Origin of the sequence: Streptococcus sp. 1453 (assembly GCF_013276955.1) — a bacterium.
Taxonomy (GTDB): Bacteria; Bacillota; Bacilli; order Lactobacillales; family Streptococcaceae; genus Streptococcus.
Genome location: NZ_VMLZ01000005.1, coordinates 129,277 through 154,775, shown reverse-complemented (window position 1 = coordinate 154,775; position 25,499 = coordinate 129,277). Strand labels below are relative to the sequence as shown.

25 protein-coding genes and 2 pseudogenes are annotated in these 25,499 nt (G+C 41.8%); 17 read left to right on the top strand and 10 right to left on the bottom strand.

From position 1 onward, the window contains the following. Positions 1–8: 8 nt before the first annotated feature. The 6 genes from fabF to HW098_RS04240 are packed head-to-tail and all read left to right on the top strand — an operon-like array spanning position 9 to position 5,197. Positions 9–1,244: a beta-ketoacyl-ACP synthase II gene (fabF, locus tag HW098_RS04265; RefSeq protein ID WP_176139389.1), complete on the top strand. Its 1,236-nt coding sequence runs from the start codon at positions 9–11 to the stop codon at positions 1,242–1,244. Positions 1,245–1,246: 2 nt separating this feature from the next. Continuing rightward, positions 1,247–1,732, top strand: coding sequence for an acetyl-CoA carboxylase biotin carboxyl carrier protein (accB, locus tag HW098_RS04260; protein ID WP_176139388.1), 486 nt, complete (start codon positions 1,247–1,249; stop codon positions 1,730–1,732). Further along, entirely contained in the window at positions 1,729–2,151 is a 423-nt protein-coding gene (gene fabZ / locus HW098_RS04255) for a 3-hydroxyacyl-ACP dehydratase FabZ (protein ID WP_175880256.1), read from the top strand. Before accB ends, fabZ begins: the two co-directional genes overlap by 4 nt. An 11-nt stretch (positions 2,152–2,162) precedes the next feature. Beyond that, positions 2,163–3,530 (top strand): acetyl-CoA carboxylase biotin carboxylase subunit, encoded by a 1,368-nt coding sequence (gene accC / locus HW098_RS04250; protein WP_175880255.1) that lies wholly within the window; start codon positions 2,163–2,165, stop codon positions 3,528–3,530. 36 nt (positions 3,531–3,566) lie between these two features. Then, a complete protein-coding gene (accD, locus tag HW098_RS04245; RefSeq protein ID WP_176139387.1) occupies positions 3,567–4,433 on the top strand; it encodes an acetyl-CoA carboxylase, carboxyltransferase subunit beta in 867 nt (288 codons plus the stop codon). Next, positions 4,430–5,197, top strand: coding sequence for an acetyl-CoA carboxylase carboxyl transferase subunit alpha (locus HW098_RS04240; RefSeq protein WP_176139386.1), 768 nt, complete (start codon positions 4,430–4,432; stop codon positions 5,195–5,197). The genes accD and HW098_RS04240 overlap by 4 nt, the downstream gene beginning before the upstream one ends. 253 nt (positions 5,198–5,450) lie before the next feature. On the opposite strand, the gene nusB is transcribed toward HW098_RS04240, so the two are convergent. From nusB to gatC, 6 genes are all read right to left on the bottom strand, one after another. Beyond that, positions 5,451–5,876, bottom strand: a complete 426-nt coding sequence (gene nusB, locus HW098_RS04235; RefSeq protein ID WP_176139385.1) for a transcription antitermination factor NusB — start codon at positions 5,874–5,876, stop codon at positions 5,451–5,453. Then, positions 5,869–6,258 carry an Asp23/Gls24 family envelope stress response protein gene (locus HW098_RS04230; RefSeq protein ID WP_050242198.1) on the bottom strand — a complete coding sequence of 130 codons (390 nt, stop codon included), beginning with the start codon at positions 6,256–6,258 and terminating at the stop codon, positions 5,869–5,871. The genes nusB and HW098_RS04230 overlap by 8 nt, the downstream gene beginning before the upstream one ends. A gap of 21 nt (positions 6,259–6,279) precedes the next feature. Further along, entirely contained in the window at positions 6,280–6,840 is a 561-nt protein-coding gene (gene efp, locus HW098_RS04225; protein WP_000568643.1) for an elongation factor P, read from the bottom strand. Positions 6,841–6,966: 126 nt separating this feature from the next. Beyond that, complete coding sequence (gatB, locus tag HW098_RS04220; protein WP_061088367.1) at positions 6,967–8,409, bottom strand: Asp-tRNA(Asn)/Glu-tRNA(Gln) amidotransferase subunit GatB; 1,443 nt, start codon at positions 8,407–8,409, stop codon at positions 6,967–6,969. Next, positions 8,409–9,875 (bottom strand): Asp-tRNA(Asn)/Glu-tRNA(Gln) amidotransferase subunit GatA, encoded by a 1,467-nt coding sequence (gene gatA / locus HW098_RS04215; protein WP_176139384.1) that lies wholly within the window; start codon positions 9,873–9,875, stop codon positions 8,409–8,411. Before gatA ends, gatB begins: the two co-directional genes overlap by 1 nt. Continuing rightward, a complete protein-coding gene (gene gatC, locus HW098_RS04210; RefSeq protein WP_000705419.1) occupies positions 9,875–10,177 on the bottom strand; it encodes an Asp-tRNA(Asn)/Glu-tRNA(Gln) amidotransferase subunit GatC in 303 nt (100 codons plus the stop codon). Before gatC ends, gatA begins: the two co-directional genes overlap by 1 nt. Before the next feature lie 212 nt (positions 10,178–10,389). On the opposite strand from gatC, the gene HW098_RS04205 reads away from it, so the two are divergent. Both HW098_RS04205 and HW098_RS04200 read left to right on the top strand, forming a co-directional pair. Continuing rightward, positions 10,390–11,934 carry a peptide chain release factor 3 gene (locus tag HW098_RS04205; RefSeq protein ID WP_001025436.1) on the top strand — a complete coding sequence of 515 codons (1,545 nt, stop codon included), beginning with the start codon at positions 10,390–10,392 and terminating at the stop codon, positions 11,932–11,934. 362 nt (positions 11,935–12,296) lie between these two features. Then, the gene (locus HW098_RS04200; RefSeq protein WP_345789770.1) at positions 12,297–12,710 is read left to right on the top strand and encodes a glycosyltransferase; all 414 of its coding nucleotides are present in this window, start codon (positions 12,297–12,299) and stop codon (positions 12,708–12,710) included. Between the two features lie 59 nt (positions 12,711–12,769). On the opposite strand, the pseudogene HW098_RS04195 reads toward HW098_RS04200, so the two are convergent. Together HW098_RS04195 and HW098_RS04190 are read right to left on the bottom strand one after the other, a co-directional pair. Next, a pseudogene (locus HW098_RS04195) lies at positions 12,770–12,931 on the bottom strand (helix-turn-helix domain-containing protein); the annotation flags it as partial. 344 nt (positions 12,932–13,275) lie between these two features. Then, positions 13,276–14,442: an IS30 family transposase gene (locus HW098_RS04190; RefSeq protein WP_176139383.1), complete on the bottom strand. Its 1,167-nt coding sequence runs from the start codon at positions 14,440–14,442 to the stop codon at positions 13,276–13,278. 236 nt (positions 14,443–14,678) lie between these two features. Here HW098_RS04190 and rpmB point away from each other — a divergent pair, with 236 nt between their 5' ends. The 9 genes and pseudogenes from rpmB (at position 14,679) to HW098_RS04150 (ending at position 22,966) form a co-directional block, all read left to right on the top strand. Further along, positions 14,679–14,867, top strand: a complete 189-nt coding sequence (rpmB, locus tag HW098_RS04185) for a 50S ribosomal protein L28 (protein WP_001140948.1) — start codon at positions 14,679–14,681, stop codon at positions 14,865–14,867. 154 nt (positions 14,868–15,021) lie between these two features. Continuing rightward, positions 15,022–15,387, top strand: coding sequence for an Asp23/Gls24 family envelope stress response protein (locus tag HW098_RS04180; protein ID WP_050089938.1), 366 nt, complete (start codon positions 15,022–15,024; stop codon positions 15,385–15,387). 2 nt (positions 15,388–15,389) lie between these two features. Beyond that, the gene (locus tag HW098_RS04175) at positions 15,390–17,057 is read left to right on the top strand and encodes a DAK2 domain-containing protein (protein WP_000036655.1); all 1,668 of its coding nucleotides are present in this window, start codon (positions 15,390–15,392) and stop codon (positions 17,055–17,057) included. 200 nt (positions 17,058–17,257) lie between these two features. Next, the gene (locus HW098_RS04170; protein WP_176139382.1) at positions 17,258–18,958 is read left to right on the top strand and encodes an acetolactate synthase large subunit; all 1,701 of its coding nucleotides are present in this window, start codon (positions 17,258–17,260) and stop codon (positions 18,956–18,958) included. After that, positions 18,951–19,427: an acetolactate synthase small subunit gene (gene ilvN, locus HW098_RS04165; RefSeq protein ID WP_001253803.1), complete on the top strand. Its 477-nt coding sequence runs from the start codon at positions 18,951–18,953 to the stop codon at positions 19,425–19,427. Before HW098_RS04170 ends, ilvN begins: the two co-directional genes overlap by 8 nt. 178 nt (positions 19,428–19,605) lie before the next feature. Beyond that, positions 19,606–20,628, top strand: coding sequence for a ketol-acid reductoisomerase (ilvC, locus tag HW098_RS04160; RefSeq protein ID WP_000290683.1), 1,023 nt, complete (start codon positions 19,606–19,608; stop codon positions 20,626–20,628). Between the two features lie 113 nt (positions 20,629–20,741). Continuing rightward, the gene (ilvA, locus tag HW098_RS04155) at positions 20,742–21,992 is read left to right on the top strand and encodes a threonine ammonia-lyase IlvA (RefSeq protein WP_000952975.1); all 1,251 of its coding nucleotides are present in this window, start codon (positions 20,742–20,744) and stop codon (positions 21,990–21,992) included. Positions 21,993–22,530: 538 nt separating this feature from the next. Then, positions 22,531–22,644: pseudogene (locus HW098_RS10495) on the top strand (SPFH domain-containing protein); the annotation flags it as partial. Positions 22,645–22,750: 106 nt separating this feature from the next. Further along, positions 22,751–22,966, top strand: a complete 216-nt coding sequence (locus HW098_RS04150; RefSeq protein WP_001130036.1) for a hypothetical protein — start codon at positions 22,751–22,753, stop codon at positions 22,964–22,966. A 106-nt stretch (positions 22,967–23,072) separates the two neighbouring features. Here the strand turns inward: HW098_RS04150 and HW098_RS04145 are convergent, their stop codons facing one another. Then, positions 23,073–23,813, bottom strand: coding sequence for an amino acid ABC transporter ATP-binding protein (locus HW098_RS04145; RefSeq protein WP_000189477.1), 741 nt, complete (start codon positions 23,811–23,813; stop codon positions 23,073–23,075). Further along, positions 23,813–25,378 (bottom strand): ABC transporter substrate-binding protein/permease, encoded by a 1,566-nt coding sequence (locus tag HW098_RS04140; RefSeq protein WP_176139381.1) that lies wholly within the window; start codon positions 25,376–25,378, stop codon positions 23,813–23,815. The genes HW098_RS04145 and HW098_RS04140 overlap by 1 nt, the downstream gene beginning before the upstream one ends. Positions 25,379–25,499 lie beyond the last annotated feature (121 nt).

Genomic DNA, 25,499 nt, shown 5'->3' with positions numbered 1-25,499 from the left:
TAAAAAAGATGAAACTAAATCGCGTAGTAGTAACAGGTTATGGAGTAACATCTCCAATCGGAAATACACCAGAAGAATTTTGGAATAGTTTGACAAGTGGAAAAATCGGAATTGGTCCAATTACAAAATTTGATCATAGTAACTTTGATGTGCATAATGCGGCAGAAATCCAAGATTTTCCTTTTGATAAATACTTTGTAAAAAAAGATACCAATCGTTTTGATAACTACTCTTTGTATGCCTTGTATGCAGCCCAAGAAGCCGTTAATCATGCTAATCTCGATGTAGAGGCTCTTGACAAGGATCGTTTTGGTGTTATCGTTGCCTCTGGTATTGGTGGAATCAAGGAAATTGAAGATCAAGTGCTTCGTCTAAATGACAAAGGGCCAAAACGTGTGAAACCATTGACCCTTCCAAAAGCCTTACCAAATATGGCTTCAGGAAATGTTGCTATGCGTTTTGGAGCAAACGGTGTTTGTAAATCCATCAATACTGCCTGCGCTTCATCAAATGATGCGATTGGAGATGCCTTCCGCTCAATCAAGTTTGGTTTCCAAGATGTTATGTTGGTAGGCGGTTCAGAAGCCTCTATTACCCCTTTTGCTATCGCTGGTTTCCAAGCCCTAACTGCTCTCTCTACTACAGAGGATCCAGCTCGTGCTTCTATCCCATTTGATAAGGCCAGAAATGGTTTTGTCATGGGTGAAGGTTCAGGGATGTTGGTTCTTGAAAGTCTTGAACACGCTGAAAAACGTGGGGCGACTATCCTGGCTGAAGTGGTTGGTTACGGAAATACCTGTGATGCCTACCACATGACTTCACCACATCCAGAAGGTCAGGGAGCTATCAAGGCCATTAAACTAGCCTTGGAAGAAGCTGAGATTTCTCCAGAGCAAGTAGCCTATGTCAATGCTCACGGAACATCAACTCCTGCTAATGAAAAAGGAGAAAGTGGTGCTATCGTAGCTGTTCTTGGTAAGGAAGTGCCTGTATCATCAACTAAGTCTTTCACAGGACATTTGCTGGGGGCTGCAGGTGCGGTAGAAGCCATCGTCACCATCGAAGCCATGCGTCATAACTTTGTACCAATGACAGCTGGAACAAGCGAAGTATCAGATTATATCGAAGCCAATGTCGTTTATGGACAAGGCTTGGAGCAAGAAATTCCATACGCTATTTCAAATACCTTTGGTTTTGGTGGCCACAATGCAGTTCTTGCTTTCAAACGTTGGGAGAATAAATAAGTATGAATTTAAACGATATTAAAGACTTGATGGCCCAATTTGACCAGTCAAGTTTGAGAGAATTTTCTTATAAAAATGGGACGGATGAGTTGCAGTTTAGCAAGAATGAAGCGAGACTGGTATCTGAAGTTGCATCTCAAGTCGCTCCAGCGCCCCTTCTAGCAACACCAAGTCCAGTAGCTCCTACATCTGCTCCAGTAGAAACTGTAGTGGAAGAAACTTCGTCACCAGCAGAAGCAAGCGTGGCTGCTGAGGGAGATCTTGTAGAGAGCCCACTTGTTGGGGTGGCTTACTTGGCTGCTGGCCCAGATAAACCTGCCTTCGTTACAGTTGGTGATACTGTTAAAAAGGGTCAAACGTTGGTCATCATCGAAGCCATGAAAGTCATGAATGAAATCCCAGCACCTAAGGATGGTGTGGTAACAGAAATTCTCGTTTCTAACGAAGAAATGGTTGAATTTGGTAAAGGATTGGTACGTATCAAATGATCGATATTCAAGGAATCAAAGAAGCCCTTCCCCACCGTTATCCTATGCTCCTAGTAGACCGTGTATTGGAAGTGAGCGATGACACCATTGTTGCCATCAAAAATGTGACCATCAATGAGCCCTTCTTTAACGGCCATTTTCCTCAATATCCAGTTATGCCAGGTGTTCTGATCATGGAAGCCTTGGCGCAAACAGCTGGTGTCTTGGAGTTGTCAAAACCTGAAAATAAGGGGAAACTGGTCTTTTACGCTGGTATGGACAAGGTTAAATTCAAGAAGCAAGTTGTACCAGGTGACCAATTAGTTATGACGGCAACGTTTGTAAAACGCCGTGGTACCATTGCCGTGGTTGAAGCAAAGGCTGAAGTGGATGGCAAGCTTGCAGCCAGTGGTACTCTTACCTTTGCAATTGGGAACTAAGGAGGTTCTCCATGTTTCGAAAAATTTTAATTGCCAATCGTGGTGAAATTGCGGTTCGTATTATCCGTGCAGCGCGTGAATTGGGGATTACAACGGTGGCGGTTTATTCAACTGCTGATAAGGAAGCCCTTCATACGCTTTTGGCAGATGAGGCTGTTTGCATCGGTCCTGGTAAGGCAACTGAGTCTTATCTCAATATCAATGCGGTTCTATCAGCTGCAGTCTTGACTGAGGCAGAAGCCATTCACCCCGGTTTTGGGTTTCTCAGTGAAAATTCCAAATTTGCGACCATGTGTGAAGAGGTAGGAATCAAGTTTATAGGTCCATCTGGTCATGTCATGGATATGATGGGGGATAAGATCAATGCGCGCGCTCAGATGATCAAAGCAGGCGTGCCAGTTATTCCAGGTTCGGATGGAGAAGTGCATAACTCTGAGGAAGCTTTGATTGTTGCTGAAAAAATTGGCTATCCTGTTATGCTCAAGGCTTCAGCAGGTGGTGGTGGTAAAGGGATTCGTAAGGTTGAAAAACCAGAAGACCTTGTTTCAGCCTTTGAAACTGCCTCTAGCGAAGCCAAGGCCAATTATGGCAATGGTGCCATGTACATAGAACGGGTTATCTATCCAGCTCGTCACATCGAGGTTCAAATTCTAGGAGATGAACACGGAAATGTGATTCACTTGGGGGAACGGGATTGTTCTCTTCAACGAAATAACCAAAAGGTTTTAGAAGAAAGTCCTTCGATTGCAATCGGAAAAACGCTACGTCATGAAATCGGTGCTGCTGCTGTTCGAGCGGCAGAGTCTGTTGGCTATGAGAATGCAGGGACTATTGAGTTTCTACTTGATGAAGCCAGTGGAAACTTCTATTTCATGGAAATGAATACTCGTGTGCAGGTGGAACATCCAGTAACAGAATTTGTTTCAGGCGTGGATATCGTTAAGGAACAGATTCGCATTGCGGCAGGTCAGCCCCTGTCTGTGAAGCAAGAAGATATTGTTCTAAGAGGCCATGCCATCGAGTGTCGGATCAATGCAGAAAACCCAGCCTTTAACTTTGCTCCAAGTCCAGGTAAGATTACCAATCTCTATCTGCCAAGTGGTGGAGTTGGCTTACGCGTGGATTCAGCAGTTTATCCAGGTTATACCATTCCGCCTTATTATGATAGTATGATTGCCAAAATCATCGTTCACGGTGAAAATCGTTTTGATGCCTTGATGAAAATGCAACGTGCTCTCTATGAATTAGAGATAGAAGGAGTGCAGACCAATGCAGATTTCCAGCTTGACCTCATTTCAGATCGCAATGTCATTGCTGGAGATTACGATACTTCCTTCTTGATGGAAACCTTCTTACCTAAATATCAAGAAAAAGAATAAAATGACTTCAAGAGTTTAAACCGAAAAGGGGAATCAATGGCTCTATTTAGTAAAAAAGATAAGTATATTCGAATCAATCCCAATCGTTCGGTTAGGGAAAAACCTCAAGCCAAGCCAGAGGTTCCAGATGAATTATTTTCTAAGTGTCCAGGCTGTAAGCATACCATCTATCAGAAGGATCTGGGAAGTGAGCGTATCTGTCCGCACTGTAGCTATACCTTTCGTATTTCTGCCCAAGAACGCTTGGTTTTGACGATTGATATGGGAACCTTCAAGGAATTGTTTACAGGGATTGAAAGCAAGGATCCCTTGCATTTCCCTGGTTATCAAAAGAAACTAGCAGCTATGCGTGAAAAAACAGGGCTGGATGAAGCTGTTGTGACAGGAACTGCTCTTATTAAAGGTCAGACTGTAGCTCTTGGGATTATGGATTCCAACTTTATTATGGCTTCTATGGGTACAGTTGTAGGTGAAAAAATTACTCGCTTATTTGAGTATGCGACTGTCGAAAAATTGCCAGTTGTCCTATTCACAGCCTCTGGTGGAGCCCGTATGCAGGAAGGAATCATGAGTCTCATGCAGATGGCCAAGATTTCTGCAGCAGTTAAACGCCATTCAAATGCAGGTCTCTTTTACCTGACCATTTTGACAGATCCAACGACAGGTGGTGTGACAGCTTCTTTCGCTATGGAAGGGGATATTATTCTGGCTGAACCACAGAGCTTGGTTGGTTTTGCTGGGCGTCGTGTCATTGAAAATACGGTTCGTGAAAGCTTGCCTGAGGATTTCCAAAAGGCAGAATTCCTATTGGAACATGGCTTTGTGGATGCGATTGTCAAAAGAAGAGACTTGCCAGATACCATTGCTAGCCTAGTCAGATTGCACGGAGGGAGTCCTAGATGAATATTGCAAAAATAGTCAGAGAAGCGCGTGAGCAGAGTCGCTTGACAACCTTGGATTTTGCGACAGGCATTTTTGATGACTTTATCCAATTACATGGTGACCGTTCTTTTCGTGACGATGGAGCAGTTGTTGGTGGTATTGGCTGGCTTGGAGATCAAGCTGTAACAGTGGTTGGTATCCAAAAAGGCAAGAGCTTACAAGACAACCTCAAACGGAATTTTGGACAACCGCATCCAGAAGGCTATCGCAAGGCCTTGCGTTTGATGAAACAGGCTGAAAAGTTTGGCCGTCCAGTTGTGACCTTTATCAATACAGCAGGTGCCTATCCTGGTGTGGGAGCGGAAGAACGTGGACAGGGAGAAGCCATTGCTCGCAATCTCATGGAAATGAGTGATCTGAGAGTTCCTATTATCGCTATCATTATCGGTGAAGGTGGTTCAGGTGGGGCTCTGGCTCTAGCAGTCGCAGACCGTGTCTGGATGCTGGAAAATTCTATCTATGCTATTCTCAGTCCAGAAGGCTTTGCTTCCATTCTATGGAAGGACGGCAGTCGTGCCATGGAAGCGGCAGAACTGATGAAAATCACTTCGCATGAACTGTTAGAAATGGACGTAGTAGACAAGGTGATTTCTGAAGCAGGACTTTCTAGCAAAGAACTGATTAAGAGTGTCAAAAAAGAACTCCAAACGGAGCTGGCTAGACTTTCACAAAAACCGTTAGAAGAGTTGTTGGAAGAACGCTATCAACGATTTAGAAAATACTAATATAAAAACTAGAACTGGCAGTCAGTTCTAGTTTTTATGTGCTTCTTATACTCAATGAAAATCAAAGAGCCAACTAGGAAACTAGCCGCAGGCTGCTCAAAACACTGTTTTGAGGTTGCAGATAGAACTGACGAAGTCAGTAACACATATACGACAAGCCGACGTTGACGCGGTTTGAAGAGATTTTCGAAGAGTATTACTCTGTGCAGAGGGGAAAGTCAAAAGGTGCCTGGAAGACCAAACACCTTTTTGATTATTCATTTTCTTCAGTTACAAATTGACTAAGCAGTCCGTTGATAAAGCGGGCTGATTTTTGATCTGAAAAATTCTTAGCAAGTTCAATAGCTTCATTAACTGCTACCAGCTGAGGTGTATCAAATGATGTGATTTCAAAGATTCCTAAGCGTAGTAAGTTTTTTTCGACCAAGGTCAAGCGTTCAACTGTCCAGCCTGACTTGAGGTGCTGGTTGATTTGTTTATCCAACTTGTCTTTTTGCGCTTGGATACCAGAAACCAAGTTTAGAAGAAAGGCAGGGATTTGCACATCTGCATCTTCACGGTCATGCGTGTAGGCAAAGCGACAAGCTGTTTCTATATCTGTGCCGAATTCAAGGCTCATGAGAGCTTGAAAAGCGCATTTACGAAGTTCACGTCTGGATTCTAATAGTGGACTAGTCATTGAGGAAATCCTCGTCAAACAGATCTTTCAACTCTGGTTTCGGAGTTTTATCCGGAACGATTCCAGCAACGTGAATATTGACAACAGAAAGTTCCACATCAGCCATATTACGAACAGCGTCCTTAACAGCTTTTTGGATAGCCATAGCAACTTTAGGTACTTTCACACCGTACTCAAGGTAGAGATAGATGTCAGCAGTTAGCTCTTCGTTGCTTTCTTTTAAGTAGACTCCACGACCAAGAGAGAGTTTTGATAGGGTGTCAGATACGGATTTATTTGAAAATGAGTGGACACCATCAACTTTAGCAGTTGCGATGGCAATGATTTTTTCAAGTACACGTGGAGCGATAACGATTTCGCCAAATTGTTCTTCAATTCCCATAGAATGACCTCTTTCTAGAGATTAGGCACGAGAAACGTAAGTTCCTTCTGCAGTGTTGATGATCAATTTTTGTCCAGCTTCGATGAAGTCAGGAACGTTGACAACAAGTCCAGTTTCCATAGTCGCTGGTTTACCAGAACCTGTAACAGTAGCACCTTTGATAGATGGTTGTGTTTCAGCAACTGTCAATTCAACAGTAGTTGGTACAGTGACACCGATTACTTCAGTTCCGTAGAATTGGATTTTCACATCAGAGTTTTCAAGGATGTAAAGCAATTCATTTTCAACGTTTACGACTGGGATTTCGTATTGGTCGTAAGTTTCAGTGTTCATGAAGTAGGCAGTTTCATCCATTTTGTACAAGTATTGAGCTGGAACAGTCTCGATAATAGCTTGTTCGAATTTTTCTTCTGGACGGTAGCTTGTATCAAAAGTAGAACCAGTACGGACATCACGCAATTTCATACGCATGATTGTATTCCCTTTACCTGGTTTGTGGTGGCTAGCTTCCAAAACGCGGATCAATTTTCCGTCTGCAGTTTCAAATGTCATACCAGCTTTCAATTTGCTTGCTTCAATCATGTTTTTACCTCTTTAATAAATATTATTACTCTTCATTTTACCATAAAATCTTCTGGAAATAAAGCCAAAATAGTTATTGGGAGATGGTAGGGGAGAAAAACCAACCTCAGGGCTGGTTTTTACATATTAATCTTCTTTCAACTTCGCCAATTCTTGGGCAAGTAGTTTAAGGGCGACTTGTGGGTTGGCTTGGCCTTTGGTTGCTTTCATAAGGAATCCTGTGAAGGCCTTGTCTGCGTTACGTTTGCCTGACTTGAAGTCGGCAACTGCGGCTTCGTTATCCGCAAAGACTTGGTGGATAATTGGAATCAAGACAGCTGGATCTGAGATTTGAACCATGCCTGCTTTCTCAACGTATTCACGCGCCCCACCCCCATTTTTAGCCAGGTGGACAAAGACTTTCTTGGCAATCTTAGAAGAGATCGTGCCGTCTTCGATAATGGCAATCATTTCAACCAAGTTTTCTGGTGTCAATTCGATTTGTTCGAGAGTTTTGCCTTCAGCATTCAAGAATTGAGCGACTTCTCCTTGGAGCCAGTTAGAGACTTGCTTAGCATCGCCACCGAGGGCGACAGCTTTTTCAAAGAAGTCAGATGTGACTTTATTAGCAGTCAACTGGCTAGCATCGTAGTCTGACAAGCCAAGGTCAGCCACGTAACGCGCACGGCGTTCTTTCGGAAATTCTGGCAATTCAGTACGCATTTCCTCAATCCACTCATCTGAGATTTCAAAAAGAGGCAGGTCTGGTTCTGGGAAGTAGCGGTAGTCTGCAGCGCCTTCCTTGACACGCATGAGGATGGTTGCCTTGTTAGCTTCGTCATAACGGCGTGTTTCTTGGCGAATTTGACCACCTGAGCGAAGGATTTCAGCTTGACGTTGGACTTCGTATTCAAGACCTTTGCGAACGTTTGAGAAGGAATTGAGGTTCTTCAATTCAGTCTTGGTACCGAATTTCTCTTGACCATAAGGGCGAAGGGAGATATTGGCATCCACACGCATAGAACCTTCTTCCATCTTAACGTCAGAAATACCAGCGTACTGGATAACTTCCTTGAGGGCTGTTAGATAAGCATAAGCTTCTTCTGGAGAACGCATGTCAGCTTCAGATACAATCTCAATCAAAGGAACCCCTTGGCGGTTAAGGTCAACATAAGAGTAGCCATCTGTACCGTGGGTGTTTTTACCAGCATCTTCTTCCAAGTGAGCGCGTTCGATACCAATTTTCTTGGTCGTACCGTCTTCTAGCTCAACTTCAATCCAACCGTTATAGCCGATTGGCTCATCAAACTGAGAAATTTGGTAGGCTTTAGGATTATCAGGATAGAAGTAGTTCTTGCGGTCAAAGTGCATCTTTTTATGGATGTCCATGTTGAGAGCAAGAGCAGCCTTGATACCGGCATCGACAACACCTTTATTGAGAACTGGCAGAACTCCTGGGAAAGACCAGTCAATCACGTTAGTGTTGGCATTTTGGTCATTTCCAAAGTGGGCAGAAGTAGGTGAGAAGATTTTTGAATTGGTGTTGAGCTCTACGTGGACTTCAAGTCCGATGACTGTTTCAAAGTTCATTAGTTGTCACCTCCAAAAATCACGGGTTGTTGTTTGTGGTAGTCTGTTGTTGCCTCAAAAGCAGCAGCAGCTTGGTAAATGGTTTCCTCAGAGTACTTAGGACCAATCAGTTGGAGACCGACAGGCAGACCTTGAGAGAATCCAGCAGGAATGGAAATTCCTGGCAGTCCTGCCAAGTTTACAGGTATGGTCAAGAGGTCAGCCAAGTACATAGCAACTGGGTCGTGGTTGAGTGAATCCAAGTCATAGGCAACACTAGGAGCAGTTGGGCCCAAAATCAAGTCGTAATCCGCGAAGACTTTTTCGAAATCTTGGATGATGAGGGTACGGATCTGTCCAGCTTTCTTGTAGTAGGCATCGTAGTAACCTGATGAAAGGCTGAAAGTACCTAACATGATACGACGTTTCACTTCTTCACCGAAACCTTGGCTACGGCTGTTTACATAGATTTCGTCAAGGTTAGTTGCATCCTCTGCGCGGTAGCCGTAACGGATACCGTCAAAGCGTTGCAAGTTTGATGAAGCTTCTGATGAAGCGATGATGTAGTAAACGGCAACACCGTATTTAGAGTGAGGAAGGCTGACTTCTTCGACAATAGCACCCAATTTTTCAAAGTGTTTAGCAGCATTCAGAATAGTTTCCTTAACCTCTGGATCAATCCCTTCGCCAAGATATTCTTTAGGTAAAGCGATTCTCATGCCCTTGATGTCTTGGCCGATTTTTGAAGTAAAGTCGGCAATGCGGACAGGGGCAGAGGTAGAGTCTTTGACATCTTCGCTGGCAATAGCATTGAGCAAGAGGGCATTTTCCTTAACAGTTGGTGCAAAAGGTCCAATCTGGTCTAATGAGCTACCAAAGGCAATGAGACCGAAACGTGAAACCGTTCCGTAGGTTGGTTTGAGACCAACGATCCCGTTAAAGGCAGCAGGTTGGCGGATGGAACCACCCGTATCAGAACCAAGTGACAAGCGGACTTGTCCTGAGGCTACAGCTGCGGCTGAACCACTTGATGATCCACCAGGAACTTTGCCTTGATCCCAAGCATTTTTAGTGGCACCATAGTGAGAAGTCTCACCTGATCCACCCATGGCAAACTCGTCCATGTTAGTTTTTCCTACGACAATCATGCCCTTAGCCTTTGCATTGGCAACGGCTGTCGCATCAAAGATTGGCTCATAGTTGTAGAGCATTTTTGAGGCAGCAGTTGTGAGAATACCGTCTGTAGAGATGTTATCCTTAACAGCAAGTGGAATTCCTGAGAGGACATTATCTGCGTCAATTCCAGCTTCATCAATAGCTTTGGCTTGAGCAAGAGCTTGCTCCTCAGCGATGGTAACAAAAGCGTTGATAGCTGTCTCGCGAGACTTAATATCTTCAAGAGTTGCTTGTGTCAACTCAGTTGCAGAAATTTCCTTAGAGACAAGGAGGTTGTGCAAGTCTTCAATCGTTTTGTTATTAAAAGTCATTAGGCATCTCCTCCATCATCTAGGATAGCTGGTACCTTGATATAGTAGTTGTCTTTTTCAGGTACGTTTTTAAACAGGCGATCACGGTCTGTTCCTTCTTCGGCCACATCAGGGCGGAGTACGGTCTTACGGTCAGCCATGGTCGTAGTAGGTGCGACACCAGTTGTGTCAACTTCGCCTAGCAACTCAACCATGTCAACAATCTTAGACAAGGTCGTTGCAAAGGCAGCAGTTTCTTCTTCAGAGAATCGTAATTTTGAAAGATTGGCAACATGTGTTACCTCTTCTTGCGTAATTTTCATCTTGCATCCTTTCGTGAAATGATGATTTTTAGTCTGTTCTATTTTACCATATTTTCCTATAAATAAGGGAGGGGGAAGTGAAAAGAAATAGAAATTGAAAAAAATGCTAAAATCCGATATAATGGAGTGTTGAAAGGAATGGTAAAATCCAATGTAGAAATCATTCTTAGCTATTGAAATAAGAAAAATAGAGAATCAAAGAAAGAGAACTTATGAATATTCAAGAAGAAATTAAGAAACGCCGTACCTTTGCCATCATCTCCCACCCTGACGCGGGGAAAACAACCATTACGGAGCAACTGCTCTACTTTGGGGGCGAGATTCGTGAGGCTGGTACCGTAAAAGGAAAGAAAACAGGGACTTTTGCTAAGTCTGACTGGATGGATATTGAGAAGCAACGTGGGATTTCGGTTACTTCATCTGTTATGCAGTTTGACTATGATGGTAAGCGTGTGAATATCCTTGACACACCAGGACACGAGGATTTCTCAGAAGATACCTATCGGACCTTGATGGCGGTGGATGCTGCGGTCATGGTGGTGGATTCTGCCAAGGGTATCGAGGCCCAAACCAAGAAATTATTTGAGGTTGTGAAACATCGTGGCATTCCAGTCTTTACCTTTATGAACAAGCTAGACCGTGATGGACGTGAGCCACTGGACCTCTTGCAAGAGTTGGAAGAAGTCTTGGGCATTGCTAGTTACCCGATGAACTGGCCGATTGGGATGGGGAAAGCCTTCGAGGGTTTATATGACCTTTATAACCAACGCTTGGAACTCTATAAAGGAGATGAGCGTTTTGCTAGTCTAGAAGATGGGGACAAGCTTTTTGGCAGCAATCCTTTCTACGAGCAAGTCAAGGATGATATTGAACTTTTAAATGAAGCTGGAAATGAGTTTTCAGAGGAAGCTATCCTTGCTGGAGAATTGACACCTGTCTTCTTCGGTTCGGCTTTGACAAATTTTGGTGTGCAGACCTTCCTTGAGACATTCCTTAAGTTTGCTCCAGAACCACATGGGCACAAGAAAACAGACGGAGAAATTGTGGATCCTCATGACAAGGATTTCTCAGGATTTGTCTTTAAAATCCAAGCCAACATGGACCCTCGTCACCGTGACCGTATTGCCTTTGTCCGTATCGTATCAGGTGAATTTGAGCGTGGCATGAGTGTCAACCTGCCTCGTACTGGTAAGGGGGCTAAACTTTCGAATGTCACTCAGTTTATGGCGGAAAGTCGTGAGAATGTAACCAATGCCGTGGCAGGAGATATTATCGGGGTTTACGATACAGGTACTTATCAGGTTGGGGATACTTTGACAGTTGGAAAAAACAAGTTTGAATTTGAACCCCTACCAACCTTTACACCTGAAATTTTCATGAAAGTATCTGCTAAAAACGTTATGAAACAAAAATCCTTCCACAAGGGGATTGAGCAATTGGTACAAGAAGGAGCCATCCAGCTTTACAAGAATTACCAAACAGGCGAGTACATGCTGGGAGCTGTTGGTCAACTCCAGTTTGAAGTCTTTAAACACCGTATGGAAGGCGAGTACAATGCGGAAGTGGTCATGAGCCCAATGGGTAAAAAGACTGTTCGTTGGATCAAGCCTGAGGACTTGGATGAACGGATGTCATCAAGCCGAAATATCTTGGCCAAAGACCGTTTTGACCAACCAGTCTTCCTCTTTGAAAATGACTTTGCCCTCCGTTGGTTTGCGGACAAGTATCCAGACGTAGAGTTAGAGGAGAAGATGTGATTCAGTAAGCCTACTTGATTGTGTAACAATCTAAGTAACTAACGCCAAGTTTATATGGAACTTGGCTAGGCGCTCCACTAGTAAAGTTTTACGAATAATATCGATTCGTAAAACTTTACGTCGTAACTGGTAGTGAGTGGTCTACCTAACTGCCTCACTAACTACGTTTGGCAAATAGAATCGATTTGCCAAACTCCGTGTCGTAATCTAACAATCGGCAACCGCTATGGCGGCTTACCTAAACGCTTTGCCGTCGTAATGGGAGGTGAGCTACCAAAAATATGATGGGAATAAAAAAGAAATGAGATAAAGAGTGAAAGAAGAGAAAAAAGCGAAAAAAGCGATTGTCTTAGGCGCAGATAATGCTCAGTATGAATAAAGTTGAAACAACAATAAAATCCCTCTGTGTTCATCATGATAATCTTAAGTTTTATATTTTCAATGATGACCTTCCGAGAGAATGCTTCCAATTGATGGAAAAAAGACTAGAGACTTTGAACAGTGAGATTGTGAACGTTCAGATTGACAGTAGTATTCTGAAAGATTATCGTTTACCCTTTGAGGGACTTTCTTACGCTACCTTATTTAGGTATTTTGTCCCTAAGTATGTAAGTGAGGTTCGTGTACTGTATTTAGACTCGGATATTATCGTAAGAAAACCGATAGAAGAGCTGTGGTACTTAGACTTGACAGGCATCTCCTTAGTAGCAGTTAGAGATGATTTTTATACACCTATTTTCAATGCTGTTTTTTTGTTAATCAACAATGACATGTGAAGAGCAGAAAATGTAACGTAAGATCTGATTTAAGACACAAATAAAAAATCTTCCAATTCTCTGTTTCCGTGTCTGAAGGCTTCTTTTCCTTTCTGTTGATAGGCTAGTAGCAGACGATTGATTTGTCTTTCAGAAAGATTGAGTTCGACACAGGCCCGTTTCTTTGTTTTCTTTCCTTGGGCTATAGCTTTTATCACAAGATATTTTTTCATTTCATTCATATTTAGTTGGATCCTTTTCATATGACTATTCTACCAAATGGGACATTTTCACGTTCGATTTACTAAAGACATTATCACATCCGAATCACATTGGTAAATTCCCAAACTAAGTTCTACTGCTAATCCAAGTGGAAGTTAGTCTGATAAAAATCGTAAAAACCAGTGGAAATCCGTGTCAGGGTAAGTTCCACTGGTTTTACTAATGCTTGATTTTATTGCTTTTGTAGCCAAAATGAATAGAAAAAAAGAGCGCACAAAATCCCCTCATCTGAAAGCGTTTCAGATTAAGTTCCGCTATGGTGGAAGTTAGTGTGAGACGTTTGAATGTGGTTAAAGGTTAGTTTTTAGAACTTATGTTGGAGTAATTTAGACGACTGACAGACGTCTTCTGCAGGTATTTTAGAAATACCTAGAAGTTTAGGAATTTCTTCTCCGTAAGTAAAGGCAAAGAGTTCATAGGCTGACTTTCCATTCAAAGCAGCGCGTTTGACACTGTTGACATGCGAACAGACGAGATTGATTTCCTCTTGAGTTAAATTGTCAAAAGAAGTTCCTTTAGGCAGAATGTCGCGAATCAGCGTGTGATTTTTCTCAATTCTCCCTTTCTGGTCAGAGCGATTAGGGTCACAAAAGAAGAGTTTACTCTCTCCTCGCACATCCATTTCGATATCATCAACCCTGGCAAACTCTCCACCATTATCTGTCAGGATGACAGGAAAGAGTTGACAGAAATCTTTATCAGCTTGGTGAAGAGTGTTCTTGATGTCATAGAGGTGTTTGGTAACCTCAAGGGCAGTTTTATTATCCAGAAGTCTAGCGAAGATAAAGTTACAGAAAGAGAGATTGAAGGTGAGTAGGACTTTACCTCCCATTCTGCCCATAACCGTATCCATTTCCAGCCAAGAGTCTAGTTGATTAAGGGTTAAATAATTTAGGAAATCCTCATAGGAACGGCCTTTTTTAGCTTCTTTAGGGATGGAAGGTAGCTTAGTTTTCCGTCTTTCTTTGAATTTAACGGCTCTGGCTAGGTCAATAGGAGCGATAGATAGGTATCCTTTTCGGATGTGTCGATAGACGGTTGAGGAGCTGACATCAAGGTTATGAGTTTTGAGGATATGATAGATGTGTTGTCCCTTTTTAACCCCATCAGAAATGACTTTGTCCATTTCCCAGAAGGTCTTGGAATTGAGGGGAGTTCCTTCACGAGCTTCAACAAGAGTTTGTTCGTACTGTTTTTGAGCTTGTTTAGCGAGGTAGAAGATTTTCTGATAGCCACAGTTTTGTCTTCTTTTAGGACATCCATTACAGACAAAGGGAGCTTTGTCGAGTAGAGGGCAAGGAAGATTATTGCATGTAGACTCTCGGACTTGTCTGTTTCGTTTGACTTCTTTAGAAACAGTAGTTGGGTCTTTTAGAATGGACTGTCCGATAGCTTTGAAGGTTTCACCGCGCTCTAAGCCTAGTTGGATATCGTTACGGTCTGAAAGGGTAAGATGTTTATGTTTTGTCATAGTGAGCCTCATTTCTAACTCAAACGTCTCACACTTAATTCCACCATAAAAATCCGTTTTAGACTAATTTCCACTTTGGTCAAGCAAGTGGAAGTTACTTTGAGAAGTTACGTCCGAATCACATTAAATAAAAAAATCTTCCAATTCCCTTGCAAAAATGAAGAAAGTGTGATAACATAGTACGGTATGTGGTGCTAGCACATCCGCTATATTAGATCTAATAGGAGGAAAACACAATGGCTAAAGTATGTTACTTTACAGGTCGTAAGACTGTATCAGGAAACAACCGTTCACACGCGATGAACCAAACAAAACGTGCCGTAAAACCAAACCTTCAAAAAGTTACTGTTCTTATCGATGGTAAACCTAAAAAAGTTTGGGCTTCAGCTCGTGCTTTGAAATCAGGTAAAGTTGAACGCGTTTAATAATAAAAGCAAGGAGACCTCAGGGTCTTTTTCTTTTGTCATATCGAAAAAATTATTTTAAAAGCAGAGTAAATATCCGCTGATACAGTATTCTGCTTTTACACTTGGGCTGAAATATGATAAAATAGAGTATCAACTAGTTGAGGTAAAAAGGATGACTGTAAAAATCAATACAAAAGATGGTCAAATCGAACTAACAGATGAAGTAATTGCAACTGTCGTAGGCGGTGCAACAACTGAGATTTTTGGTGTGGTCGGTATGGCTAGTAAAAATGCCCTCAAAGATAATTTCCAAGCCCTTCTAGGTAAGGAAAATTATTCTAAAGGTGTCGTCGTAAAGGCAGCCGAAGATGGCAGCATTGCAGTTGATGTGTATACCGTGTTGAGCTACGGAACAAAGATTAGTGAAGTGTCAAAAAACATTCAAGAGCGTGTTGCCTTTAGCTTGGAAAACCAACTTGGAATTACCGCTCAGACTGTAAATGTCTACATTCAAAATATCAAAGTTGTAGGAGAATAACCGTGTCAAAAATTACTACTAGCTTATTTCAAGAAATGGTGCAGGCTGCATCAACTCGCTTGAATAAGCAAGCTGAATATGTCAATTCATTAAACGTCTTCCCCGTTCCAGATGGAGATACTGGTACAAATATGGGGATGACCATTGAAAATGGAGCTAAAGAAGTTGCAGACAAGCCAGCTTCTACTGTTGGAGAGGTAGCGAGCATTCTTGCCAAAGGTCTTTTGATGGGTGCGCGGGGGAACTCAGGAGTTATTACGTCTCAGCTTTTCCGTGGATTTTCACAAGCCATTAAGGATAAAGACGAGTTAACAGGTCAAGACTTGGCCCTTGCCTTCCAATCAGGTGTGGAAGTTGCCTACAAGGCAGTGATGAAACCAGTTGAAGGAACGATTTTGACAGTTTCTCGTGGAGCTGCTATCGGTGCTAAGAAAAAAGCTGAGCAAACAGATGATGCTGTTGAAGTCATGCGTGCAGCTTTAGAAGGTGCTAAAACAGCTCTAGCTAAAACGCCAGACATGCTTCCAGTATTGAAGGAAGTTGGCGTTGTGGACTCAGGTGGTCAAGGATTGGTCTTTATCTACGAAGGTTTCCTTTCAGCCCTTACTGGCGAATATATTGCATCTGAGGACTTTGTAGCGACTCCTGCCAACATGAGTGAGATGATCAATGCAGAGCATCATAAGTCTGTGGCTGGTCATGTAGCGACTGAGGACATCACCTTTGGTTATTGTACTGAAATCATGGTAGCTCTTAAGCAAGGTCCAACCTATGCTAAAGATTTTGACTACGACGAGTTTCGTAACTACTTGAATGAGCTTGGAGACTCTCTCCTCGTTGTTAACGATGATGAAATTGTCAAAGTCCATGTCCATACAGAAGATCCAGGACTTGTTATGCAAGAAGGACTCAAATATGGTAGCTTGGTCAAGGTAAAAGTTGACAATATGCGCAACCAACACGAAGCACAGGTTGAGAAAGAAGCTGCTCAAGTTAGCAAGCCAGCTGAAGAAAAAGAGTATGCTTTGATTGCTGTGGTGGCTGGTAAAGGTCTAGCAGATATCTTCCGTTCTCAAGGTGTGGATTATGTTATCGAAGGCGGTCAAACTATGAACCCTTCAACAGAAGACTTTATCAAAGCTGTTGAACAGGTCAACGCTCGTAACATCATCTTCCTGCCAAACAACAAAAACATCTTCATGGCAGCTCAATCTGCAGCAGAAGTTTTGGAGCAACCAGCAGTAGTGGTAGAAGCTCGTACTCTTCCTCAAGGTTTGACAAGTCTTCTTGCCTTTGATCCAAGCAAGTCCATTGAAGAAAACCAAGAGCGTATGACAGCTGCTCTTAGCGATGTTGTTAGTGGAAGCGTCACAACAGCCGTTCGTGATACAACCATTGATGGCTTAGAAATCCATGAAAATGATAATCTAGGTATGGTGGATGGGAAAATTCTCGTGTCAAACCCTGACATGCACCAAACCTTGACAGAAACATTGAAACATATGTTGGATGAAGATAGTGAAATTGTAACATTCTATGTCGGTGAAGACGGAAGCGAAGAACTTGCTAATGAAATTGCTCAAGAAATCGCAGAAGAATTCGAAGACGTTGAAGTCGAGATTCACCAAGGCCAACAACCAGTTTACCCATACCTATTTAGTGTGGAATAAGATTAATGAAGGACTGAGAAATCAGTTCTTTTTTCTTTTTTGAATAATGAAATCGGTATCTTTTTAATAAAAACAAAAATAACATTCATAAATAAACGTTAAAATAGAAAATTCAGAAAATTTCTTCTTTTCTCTTGAAAAATCTTGAAAAAATGGTATGATAGTAACAAGTTATTTTTAAGAGAAAAGAACGGGGAACAATGGAGAAAATCAGTTTAGAATCTCCTAAGACGGGGTCGGACCTAGTTTTGGAAACACTTCGTGATTTAGGAGTTGATACCATCTTTGGTTATCCTGGTGGTGCGGTTTTACCTTTTTATGATGCGATATATAATTTTAAAGGCATTCGCCACATTCTAGGGCGCCATGAGCAAGGTTGTTTGCATGAAGCTGAAGGTTATGCCAAATCAACTGGAAAGTTGGGTGTTGCCGTCGTCACTAGTGGACCAGGAGCAACCAATGCCATTACAGGGATTGCAGATGCCATGAGCGATAGCGTTCCCCTTTTGGTCTTTACAGGGCAAGTAGCGCGAGCAGGGATTGGGAAGGATGCCTTTCAGGAGGCAGATATCGTGGGAATTACCATGCCAATCACTAAGTACAATTACCAAGTTCGTGAGACAGCTGATATTCCGCGTATCATTACGGAAGCTGTCCATATCGCAACTACAGGCCGTCCAGGGCCAGTTGTCATTGATCTACCTAAAGACGTATCTGCTTTAGAAACCGACTTCATCTATTCACCAGAAGTAAACCTACCAAGCTATCAGCCAACTCTTGAGCCAAATGATATGCAAATCAAGAAAATCTTGAAGCAATTATCCAAGGCTAAAAAGCCAGTCTTGCTTGCTGGTGGTGGGATTAGTTATGCTGAGGCTGCGGCAGAATTAAATGAATTTGCAGAGCGTTATCAAATTCCAGTGGTAACCAGCCTTTTGGGGCAAGGAACGATTGCAACGAGTCATCCACTCTTCCTTGGAATGGGAGGCATGCATGGGTCATTCGCAGCTAATATTGCCATGACGGAAGCGGACTTTATGATTAGTATTGGTTGTCGTTTCGATGACCGCTTGACTGGGAATCCTAAGACTTTCGCTAAGAATGCTAAGGTTGCCCATATTGATATTGACCCAGCTGAGATCGGAAAGATTATCAGTGCGGATATTCCAGTAGTTGGAGATGCTAAGAAAGCCTTGCAAATGTTACTAGCAGAACCGACAGTTCATAACAATACTGAGAAATGGATTGAGAAAGTCACTAAAGACAAGAACCGCGTTCGTTCTTATGATAAGAAAGAGCGTGTAGTTCAACCGCAAGCTGTTATTGAACGAATTGGTGAATTAACTAACGGAGATGCCATCGTGGTAACAGACGTTGGTCAACACCAAATGTGGACAGCCCAGTATTATCCCTACCAAAATGAACGTCAGTTAGTGACTTCAGGTGGTTTAGGAACCATGGGATTTGGAATTCCAGCAGCAATTGGAGCTAAAATTGCTAACCCAGATAAGGAAGTAGTCTTGTTTGTTGGGGATGGTGGTTTCCAAATGACTAACCAGGAATTGGCTATTTTGAACATTTACAAGGTGCCAATCAAGGTGGTGATGCTGAACAACCACTCACTTGGAATGGTTCGTCAATGGCAGGAATCCTTCTATGAAGGTAGAACGTCTGAGTCGGTCTTTGATACCCTTCCTGATTTCCAATTGATGGCACAAGCTTACGGTATTAAAAACTATAAATTTGACAATCCTGAGACCTTGGCTCAAGACCTTGAAGTCATCACTGAGGATGTTCCTATGCTAATCGAGGTAGATATTTCTCGTAAGGAACAGGTGTTACCAATGGTACCAGCTGGTAAGAGTAATCATGAGATGTTGGGGGTGAAGTTCCATGCGTAGAATGTTAACAGCAAAACTACAAAATCGTTCAGGAGTCCTCAATCGCTTTACAGGTGTCCTATCTCGTCGTCAGGTTAATATCGAAAGCATCTCTGTTGGAGCAACAGAAGATCCGAATGTGTCGCGTATCACCATTATTATTGATGTAGCTTCACATGATGAAGTGGAGCAAATCATCAAGCAACTCAATCGTCAGATTGATGTGATTCGCATTCGAGATATTACAGACAAGCCTCATTTGGAGCGCGAGGTGATTTTGGTTAAGATGTCAGCGCCAGCTGAGAAGCGAGCTGAGATTCTAGCCATTATTCAACCTTTCCGTGCAACAGTGGTAGACGTAGCGCCAAGCTCGATTACCATTCAAATGACAGGAAATGCCGAAAAGAGTGAAGCTCTATTGCGAGTCATTCGACCATACGGTATTCGCAATATTGCTCGAACGGGTGCAACTGGATTTACCCGTGATTAACACTCTTCGAAAATCAAATTCAAATCACGTCAGCTCTATCTGCAACCTCAAAACAGTGTTTTGAGCAACCTGCGGCTAGCTTCCTAATTTGCTCTTTGATTTTCATTGAGTATAAAAATATTTTAAATTTGTTAAACCAGCCTAAAAGGCAATAAATAATAGAAAAGAGAGAAAAACTATGGCAGTTCAAATGGAATACGAAAAAGATGTTAAAGTAGCAGCACTTGATGGTAAAAAAATCGCCGTTATCGGTTATGGTTCGCAAGGACATGCGCATGCTCAAAACTTGCGTGATTCAGGTCGCGATGTCATCATCGGTGTACGTCCAGGTAAATCTTTTGACAAAGCAAAAGAAGATGGATTTGACACTTACACAGTAGCAGAAGCTACTAAATTGGCTGATGTTATCATGATTTTGGCACCAGACGAAATCCAACAAGAATTGTACGAAGCAGAAATCGCTCCAAACTTGGAAGCTGGAAACGCAGTTGGATTTGCTCATGGTTTCAATATCCATTTTGAGTTTATCAAAGTTCCTGCGGATGTAGATGTCTTCATGTGTGCTCCTAAAGGACCAGGACACTTGGTACGCCGTACTTACGAAGAAGGATTTGGTGTTCCAGCTCTCTATGCAGTTTACCAAGATGCAACAGGAAATGCTAAAAACATTGCTATGGACTGGTGTAAAGGTGTTGGAGCAGCTCGTGTAGGTCTTCTTGAAACAACATACAAAGAAGAAACTGAAGAAGATTTGTTTGGTGAACAAGCTGTACTTTGTGGTGGTTTGACTGCCCTTATCGAAGCAGGTTTCGAAGTCTTGACAGAAGCAGGTTACGCTCCAGAATTGGCTTACTTTGAAGTTCTTCACGAAATGAAATTGATCGTTGACTTGATCTACGAAGGTGGATTCAAGAAAATGCGTCAATCTATTTCAAACACTGCTGAATATGGTGACTATGTATCAGGTCCACGTGTAATCACTGAACAAGTTAAAGAAAACATGAAAGCTGTCTTGGCAGATATCCAAAATGGTAAATTTGCAAATGACTTTGTAAATGACTATAAAGCTGGACGTCCAAAATTGACTGCTTACCGCGAACAAGCAGCTAACCTTGAAATTGAAAAAGTTGGTGCAGAATTGCGTAAAGCAATGCCATTCGTTGGTAAAAACGACGATGATGCATTCAAAATCTATAACTAATTGATAGAAATTAAGGTGAAGGCGAGTTGGGGGACTAACTCGCTTTTATAATCAATTCATCTCTTGTTAAAAAGATGGATTACGATAAGTATGAAATAGTCTAGGAGAAAAAGATGTTAAGTTCAAAAGATATTATCAAGGCTCACAAGGTCTTGAACGGTGTGGTTGTGAATACACCGCTTGATTATGACCATTATTTATCGGAGAAGTATGGTGCTAAGATTTATTTGAAAAAGGAAAATGCCCAACGTGTTCGCTCCTTTAAAATTCGTGGTGCCTATTATGCTATTTCTCAGCTCAGCAAGGAAGAGCGTGAGCGTGGGGTAGTCTGCGCTTCTGCGGGAAATCATGCGCAGGGGGTAGCCTATACCTGTAATGAAATGAAAATTCCTGCTACTATTTTTATGCCCATTACCACTCCGCAACAAAAGATTGGTCAAGTTCGCTTTTTTGGTGGGGATTTTGTAACTATTAAACTAGTTGGAGATACCTTTGATGCCTCAGCTAAAGCAGCTCAAGAATTTACAGTCTCTGAAAATCGTACCTTTATTGATCCTTTTGATGATGCTCATGTCCAGGCAGGTCAAGGAACAGTTGCTTATGAGATTTTAGAAGAAGCTCGAAAAGAATCGATTGATTTTGATGCTGTCTTGGTTCCTGTTGGTGGTGGTGGTCTCATTGCCGGGGTTTCTACCTATATCAAGGAAACAAGTCCAGAAATTGAAGTCATTGGGGTAGAGGCTAATGGAGCACGTTCTATGAAGGCTGCTTTTGAAGCTGGTGGTCCAGTCAAACTCAAAGAAATTGACAAATTTGCGGATGGGATTGCTGTGCAAAAGGTAGGACAGTTGACCTATGAGGCAACTCGTCAACATGTTCAAACTTTAGTAGGTGTCGATGAGGGATTGATTTCTGAAACCTTGATTGACCTCTACTCTAAGCAAGGGATTGTCGCAGAACCTGCTGGAGCGGCTAGTATCGCCTCTTTAGAGGTTTTAGCTGAATATATTAAGGGGAAAACCATTTGTTGTATCATTTCTGGAGGAAATAATGATATCAACCGTATGCCAGAAATGGAAGAGCGTGCCTTGATTTATGATGGGATCAAACATTACTTTGTGGTCAATTTTCCACAGCGTCCAGGAGCTTTGCGTGAATTTGTAAATGATATCCTGGGACCAAATGATGATATCACACGTTTTGAGTACATCAAACGAGCTAGTAAGGGAACAGGTCCAGTATTGATCGGAATCGCCTTAGCAGATAAGCATGATTATGCAGGTTTGATCCGTAGAATGGAAGGTTTTGATCCGGCTTATATTAACTTAAATGGGAATGAAACGCTTTATAATATGCTTGTCTGAGGACTAATAAAAAAATATCATATTATTTGCACAACTGATGTATAGGTGCTATAATGAAGATGAAGAAAGGGGGCGATTCCTATGGTTTTAGGAAGCTTATCGTGCAATTCTTACTTCTGTTCATTATAGCACTTATGATGTTTGGCTCAGATTTCCATCCTTCATTTTGATTTCCCATCTATTTTGAAAAGTAAACTCACACGGTCTTTAAGATGTGATTTGATTTCTTTTTATTGACAAATATACCATATTAAAAGGATATATAAGTAATCGACTGAGCTTATCTGTCTTGTCATCTTTATTAAGGATGGTTTAGATAATCGGGTGTTTGGTTTTAGGCTAGCACCTCAATATCCAAATGAGTGATGAATTTGAAGGATATAAGGAATACCTATCTCTCAGATGATTTTTTGAGGAAGAAAGATAGGAGTTTTTGAGCTAGTGAATGCTTGGATTTCTAAAGGTTAGAACTGTCATCTTCAGTTCTTAAATCGAAGAAATAAGCTATCTTACGGAAATAGAGAAGCATTTTTTTAAAAGCTTGAATAATTTTGCACCTCAAGAGGGTAATAATACAATATTTTTATTAGCAAATATTTATGGTGTAGAGGCTAGCAAAACCTATATATTATCGGCTTTAAAAAGGAAGTAAGAAAATTCTGAACTAATTATTTTCGTTGAATATATGTTTTTTTATTGACAAAAGTAGTAAAAACGTATACAATTAAATATTGTAAAGAAGAAAATAGGAGAAAAACATGGCTAAGTCAAACTTTGAAAAAGTAGAATCAGTTGTTGGCTGGGTTCGTGATAAGAAAATCACAGGCTACCGTATCTCTAAAGAAACGAATGCGCGTGAAATGTCTATCATTGCTCTGGCGCAGGGTCGTGCAAAAGTAAAAAATATTTCATTTGAAACAGCCCTAGGCCTAATTGATTTCTATGAAAAAAATCATGAAAAATTTGAAGATTAATCTTTGGATAACGGCGGATTCTTGACCCTCAAGTAGTAGAGATAGAGAATCTGCCTTTTCATTTTGGACAGCAAAAAGACTGCACGGTTGATGCAGCCTTTTCTTTTTATTTAAGATAGCGTTGAAGGAACTCTTTTGTACGGTCTTCTTTAGGATTGGTGAAGAGATCTTCTGGTTTGCCTTCTTCAGCAATCACACCCTTATCCATAAAGATAACACGGTGAGAGACATCACGGGCAAATTCCATTTCATGGGTTACGACAATCATGGTCAAGCCTTCCTGAGCTAGATCTTGCATGATTTTGAGGACTTCTCCAACCATTTCTGGATCGAGAGCTGATGTTGGTTCATCAAAGAGAATAGCGTCAGGATTCATTGAAAGGGCGCGAGCGATGGCCACACGTTGTTTTTGACCACCTGAGAGTTGTTTTGGTTTCGCTTGCCAGTAGCGTTCTCCCATGCCGACTTTTTCTAGGTTTTCTTTGGCAATTTTTTCAGCTTCTGTGCGTTCGCGTTTAAGGACTGTTGTCTGAGCGACGATTGTGTTTTCAAGCACGTTGAGATTTTCAAAGAGGTTAAAGGATTGGAAAACCATCCCCAACTTTTCACGGTATTGCGTGAGGTCATAGCCTTTTTCGAGGACGTTTTGTCCATGATAAAGGATTTGTCCATCAGTTGGTGTTTCAAGTAGGTTAATGGAGCGTAGGAAGGTCGATTTCCCGCTTCCAGAGCTTCCGATGATAGAGATGACTTCTCCCTTGTGGACAGTCAGAGAAATGTCTTTTAGCACTTCGTTTTGTCCATAGGATTTTTTGAGGTGTTTAATTTCAAGGATTGCTTGTGTCATTATTTCAAATCCTCCGTTTGCATTTGGTTAGCACCTGTAGTATAGGTATCCATGTCCATTCGGCGCTCGATGAAGCGTAGGATACGTGTTACGGTGAAGGTGAGGACAAAGTAAATCACGGCGATGATTGTAAATGTCTGGAAGTATTGATAGGTTTGAGTTGCCACGGTATTTCCTGAGAAATAAAGTTCGACAACAGAGATAACGTTCAATACAGATGTATCTTTGATATTGATGACAAATTCATTACCAGTTGCTGGTAGGATGTTACGGACTACCTGAGGGAGGACAATCTTACGCATGGTTTGGTTATGGGTCATACCAAGAGCAGTCGCAGCTTCAAATTGTCCCTTGTCAACTGCTAGGATACCACCACGGACGATTTCAGTCATGTAGGCACCGGTATTGATTGAAACGATGAAGATAGCAGCTAGTGTACGGTCAAGGTTGATCCCGAAAGCTTGGGCAGTTCCATAGTAGATAACCATCGATTGAACAATCATTGGGGTACCACGGAAAATTTCAATGTAGACATTGAGGATCCAGCCGATTAGTTTTTGTAATCCATAAATGGCTTTATTTTCAGAGAGAGGAGCAGTACGGAAAACACCAATGGCAAGACCGATGATGAGACCGATGATGGTTCCGACGATAGAGATTAAAAGAGTGATACCAGCACCACGCAAGAGTTGTTGCCAGTTTTCCGAAAGAATTTTAGTGACTTGGCTAAAGAAACTACTGCTAGTCTCTTCAGTTGTTGTAGCTTCGGCAGGTTGTTCCTTGATCATACGATCCATCAAGGCAACTTGGTCGTCTTTTGAAATGGTTTCAATGCTGGCATTGATTTGGCTAATACGATTGTCATCTTTACGAAGTCCAATAGCGATAGCTGTATCTTCTTCCCCAGTTTTAAAACCTGGCTCTACTTGAACCATCTTAAACTTAGAGTTAGCGGCTTCGGCAGTCAGTGCTTCAGGGCGTTCAGAAACATAGGCATCGATGACACCAGCCTCAAGAGCTTGGCGCATTTGAGCGAAGTCTCCCATGGCTGTTTCTTTTTTAGCGCCTGGGATTTGTGCAATCAAATCGTAAAGGTAGACACCTTGTTGAGAAGTGATTTTTGCACCATTAAAGTCATCCAAAGATTTAGCACTTGCATAGGCAGAATCTTTTTTGACTAGTAGAACTGGTTCGCTAGTGTAGTAACTGCTTGAAAAGGCAATTTCTTGTTTGCGCTCAGCAGTAGGACTCATACCTGCGATAATCATGTCAATCTTACCAGAAGTAAGGGCAGGGACTAGACCTTCCCACTTGGTTTTAACAACCAAAGGTTCTTTCCCTAAGTCCTTAGCGATTTTCTTGGCGATTTGAACATCGTATCCATTGGCGTACTGGTTGGTTCCATCGATTTTGACAGCTCCATTGCTATCATCGTCCTGAGTCCAGTTAAAGGGAGCATATGCTGCTTCCATCCCGATGCGTAAATATTCATCGGCTTGAGCAACATTGACAAGTCCTAGCATCAGCAAGAGACTTGTGAAAATAGATAAGTATATTTTTCTCATGATTTCTCCTATTTCTAATCTATTAAAAAATAACTGTCTCCTATTTTATCGAAAAATGCGTAATTTTTCAACATAAGTAAGCCTTTACTTACGAAAAAATGCTATAATGATAAGAAAGATA

What these genes read in the sequence shown, in the direction of transcription:
- accD (WP_176139387.1), top strand. Translation starts at nt 3,567, where the DNA reads ATGGCTCTATTTAGTAAAAAAGATAAGTATATTCGAATCAATCCCAAT.
- HW098_RS04170 (WP_176139382.1), top strand. Translation starts at nt 17,258, where the DNA reads ATGGAGAAAATCAGTTTAGAATCTCCTAAGACGGGGTCGGACCTAGTT.
- accC (WP_175880255.1), top strand. Translation starts at nt 2,163, where the DNA reads ATGTTTCGAAAAATTTTAATTGCCAATCGTGGTGAAATTGCGGTTCGT.
- HW098_RS04240 (WP_176139386.1), top strand. Translation starts at nt 4,430, where the DNA reads ATGAATATTGCAAAAATAGTCAGAGAAGCGCGTGAGCAGAGTCGCTTG.
- HW098_RS04190 (WP_176139383.1), bottom strand. Translation starts at nt 14,442, where the DNA reads ATGACAAAACATAAACATCTTACCCTTTCAGACCGTAACGATATCCAA.
- gatA (WP_176139384.1), bottom strand. Translation starts at nt 9,875, where the DNA reads ATGACTTTTAATAACAAAACGATTGAAGACTTGCACAACCTCCTTGTC.
- HW098_RS04200 (WP_345789770.1), top strand. Translation starts at nt 12,297, where the DNA reads ATGCTCAGTATGAATAAAGTTGAAACAACAATAAAATCCCTCTGTGTT.
- ilvA (WP_000952975.1), top strand. Translation starts at nt 20,742, where the DNA reads ATGTTAAGTTCAAAAGATATTATCAAGGCTCACAAGGTCTTGAACGGT.
- ilvC (WP_000290683.1), top strand. Translation starts at nt 19,606, where the DNA reads ATGGCAGTTCAAATGGAATACGAAAAAGATGTTAAAGTAGCAGCACTT.
- gatB (WP_061088367.1), bottom strand. Translation starts at nt 8,409, where the DNA reads ATGAACTTTGAAACAGTCATCGGACTTGAAGTCCACGTAGAGCTCAAC.
- ilvN (WP_001253803.1), top strand. Translation starts at nt 18,951, where the DNA reads ATGCGTAGAATGTTAACAGCAAAACTACAAAATCGTTCAGGAGTCCTC.
- accB (WP_176139388.1), top strand. Translation starts at nt 1,247, where the DNA reads ATGAATTTAAACGATATTAAAGACTTGATGGCCCAATTTGACCAGTCA.
- efp (WP_000568643.1), bottom strand. Translation starts at nt 6,840, where the DNA reads ATGATTGAAGCAAGCAAATTGAAAGCTGGTATGACATTTGAAACTGCA.
- HW098_RS04230 (WP_050242198.1), bottom strand. Translation starts at nt 6,258, where the DNA reads ATGGGAATTGAAGAACAATTTGGCGAAATCGTTATCGCTCCACGTGTA.
- gatC (WP_000705419.1), bottom strand. Translation starts at nt 10,177, where the DNA reads ATGAAAATTACGCAAGAAGAGGTAACACATGTTGCCAATCTTTCAAAA.
- rpmB (WP_001140948.1), top strand. Translation starts at nt 14,679, where the DNA reads ATGGCTAAAGTATGTTACTTTACAGGTCGTAAGACTGTATCAGGAAAC.
- fabF (WP_176139389.1), top strand. Translation starts at nt 9, where the DNA reads ATGAAACTAAATCGCGTAGTAGTAACAGGTTATGGAGTAACATCTCCA.
- HW098_RS04145 (WP_000189477.1), bottom strand. Translation starts at nt 23,813, where the DNA reads ATGACACAAGCAATCCTTGAAATTAAACACCTCAAAAAATCCTATGGA.
- HW098_RS04180 (WP_050089938.1), top strand. Translation starts at nt 15,022, where the DNA reads ATGACTGTAAAAATCAATACAAAAGATGGTCAAATCGAACTAACAGAT.
- HW098_RS04140 (WP_176139381.1), bottom strand. Translation starts at nt 25,378, where the DNA reads ATGAGAAAAATATACTTATCTATTTTCACAAGTCTCTTGCTGATGCTA.
- nusB (WP_176139385.1), bottom strand. Translation starts at nt 5,876, where the DNA reads ATGACTAGTCCACTATTAGAATCCAGACGTGAACTTCGTAAATGCGCT.
- HW098_RS04205 (WP_001025436.1), top strand. Translation starts at nt 10,390, where the DNA reads ATGAATATTCAAGAAGAAATTAAGAAACGCCGTACCTTTGCCATCATC.
- HW098_RS04150 (WP_001130036.1), top strand. Translation starts at nt 22,751, where the DNA reads ATGGCTAAGTCAAACTTTGAAAAAGTAGAATCAGTTGTTGGCTGGGTT.
- fabZ (WP_175880256.1), top strand. Translation starts at nt 1,729, where the DNA reads ATGATCGATATTCAAGGAATCAAAGAAGCCCTTCCCCACCGTTATCCT.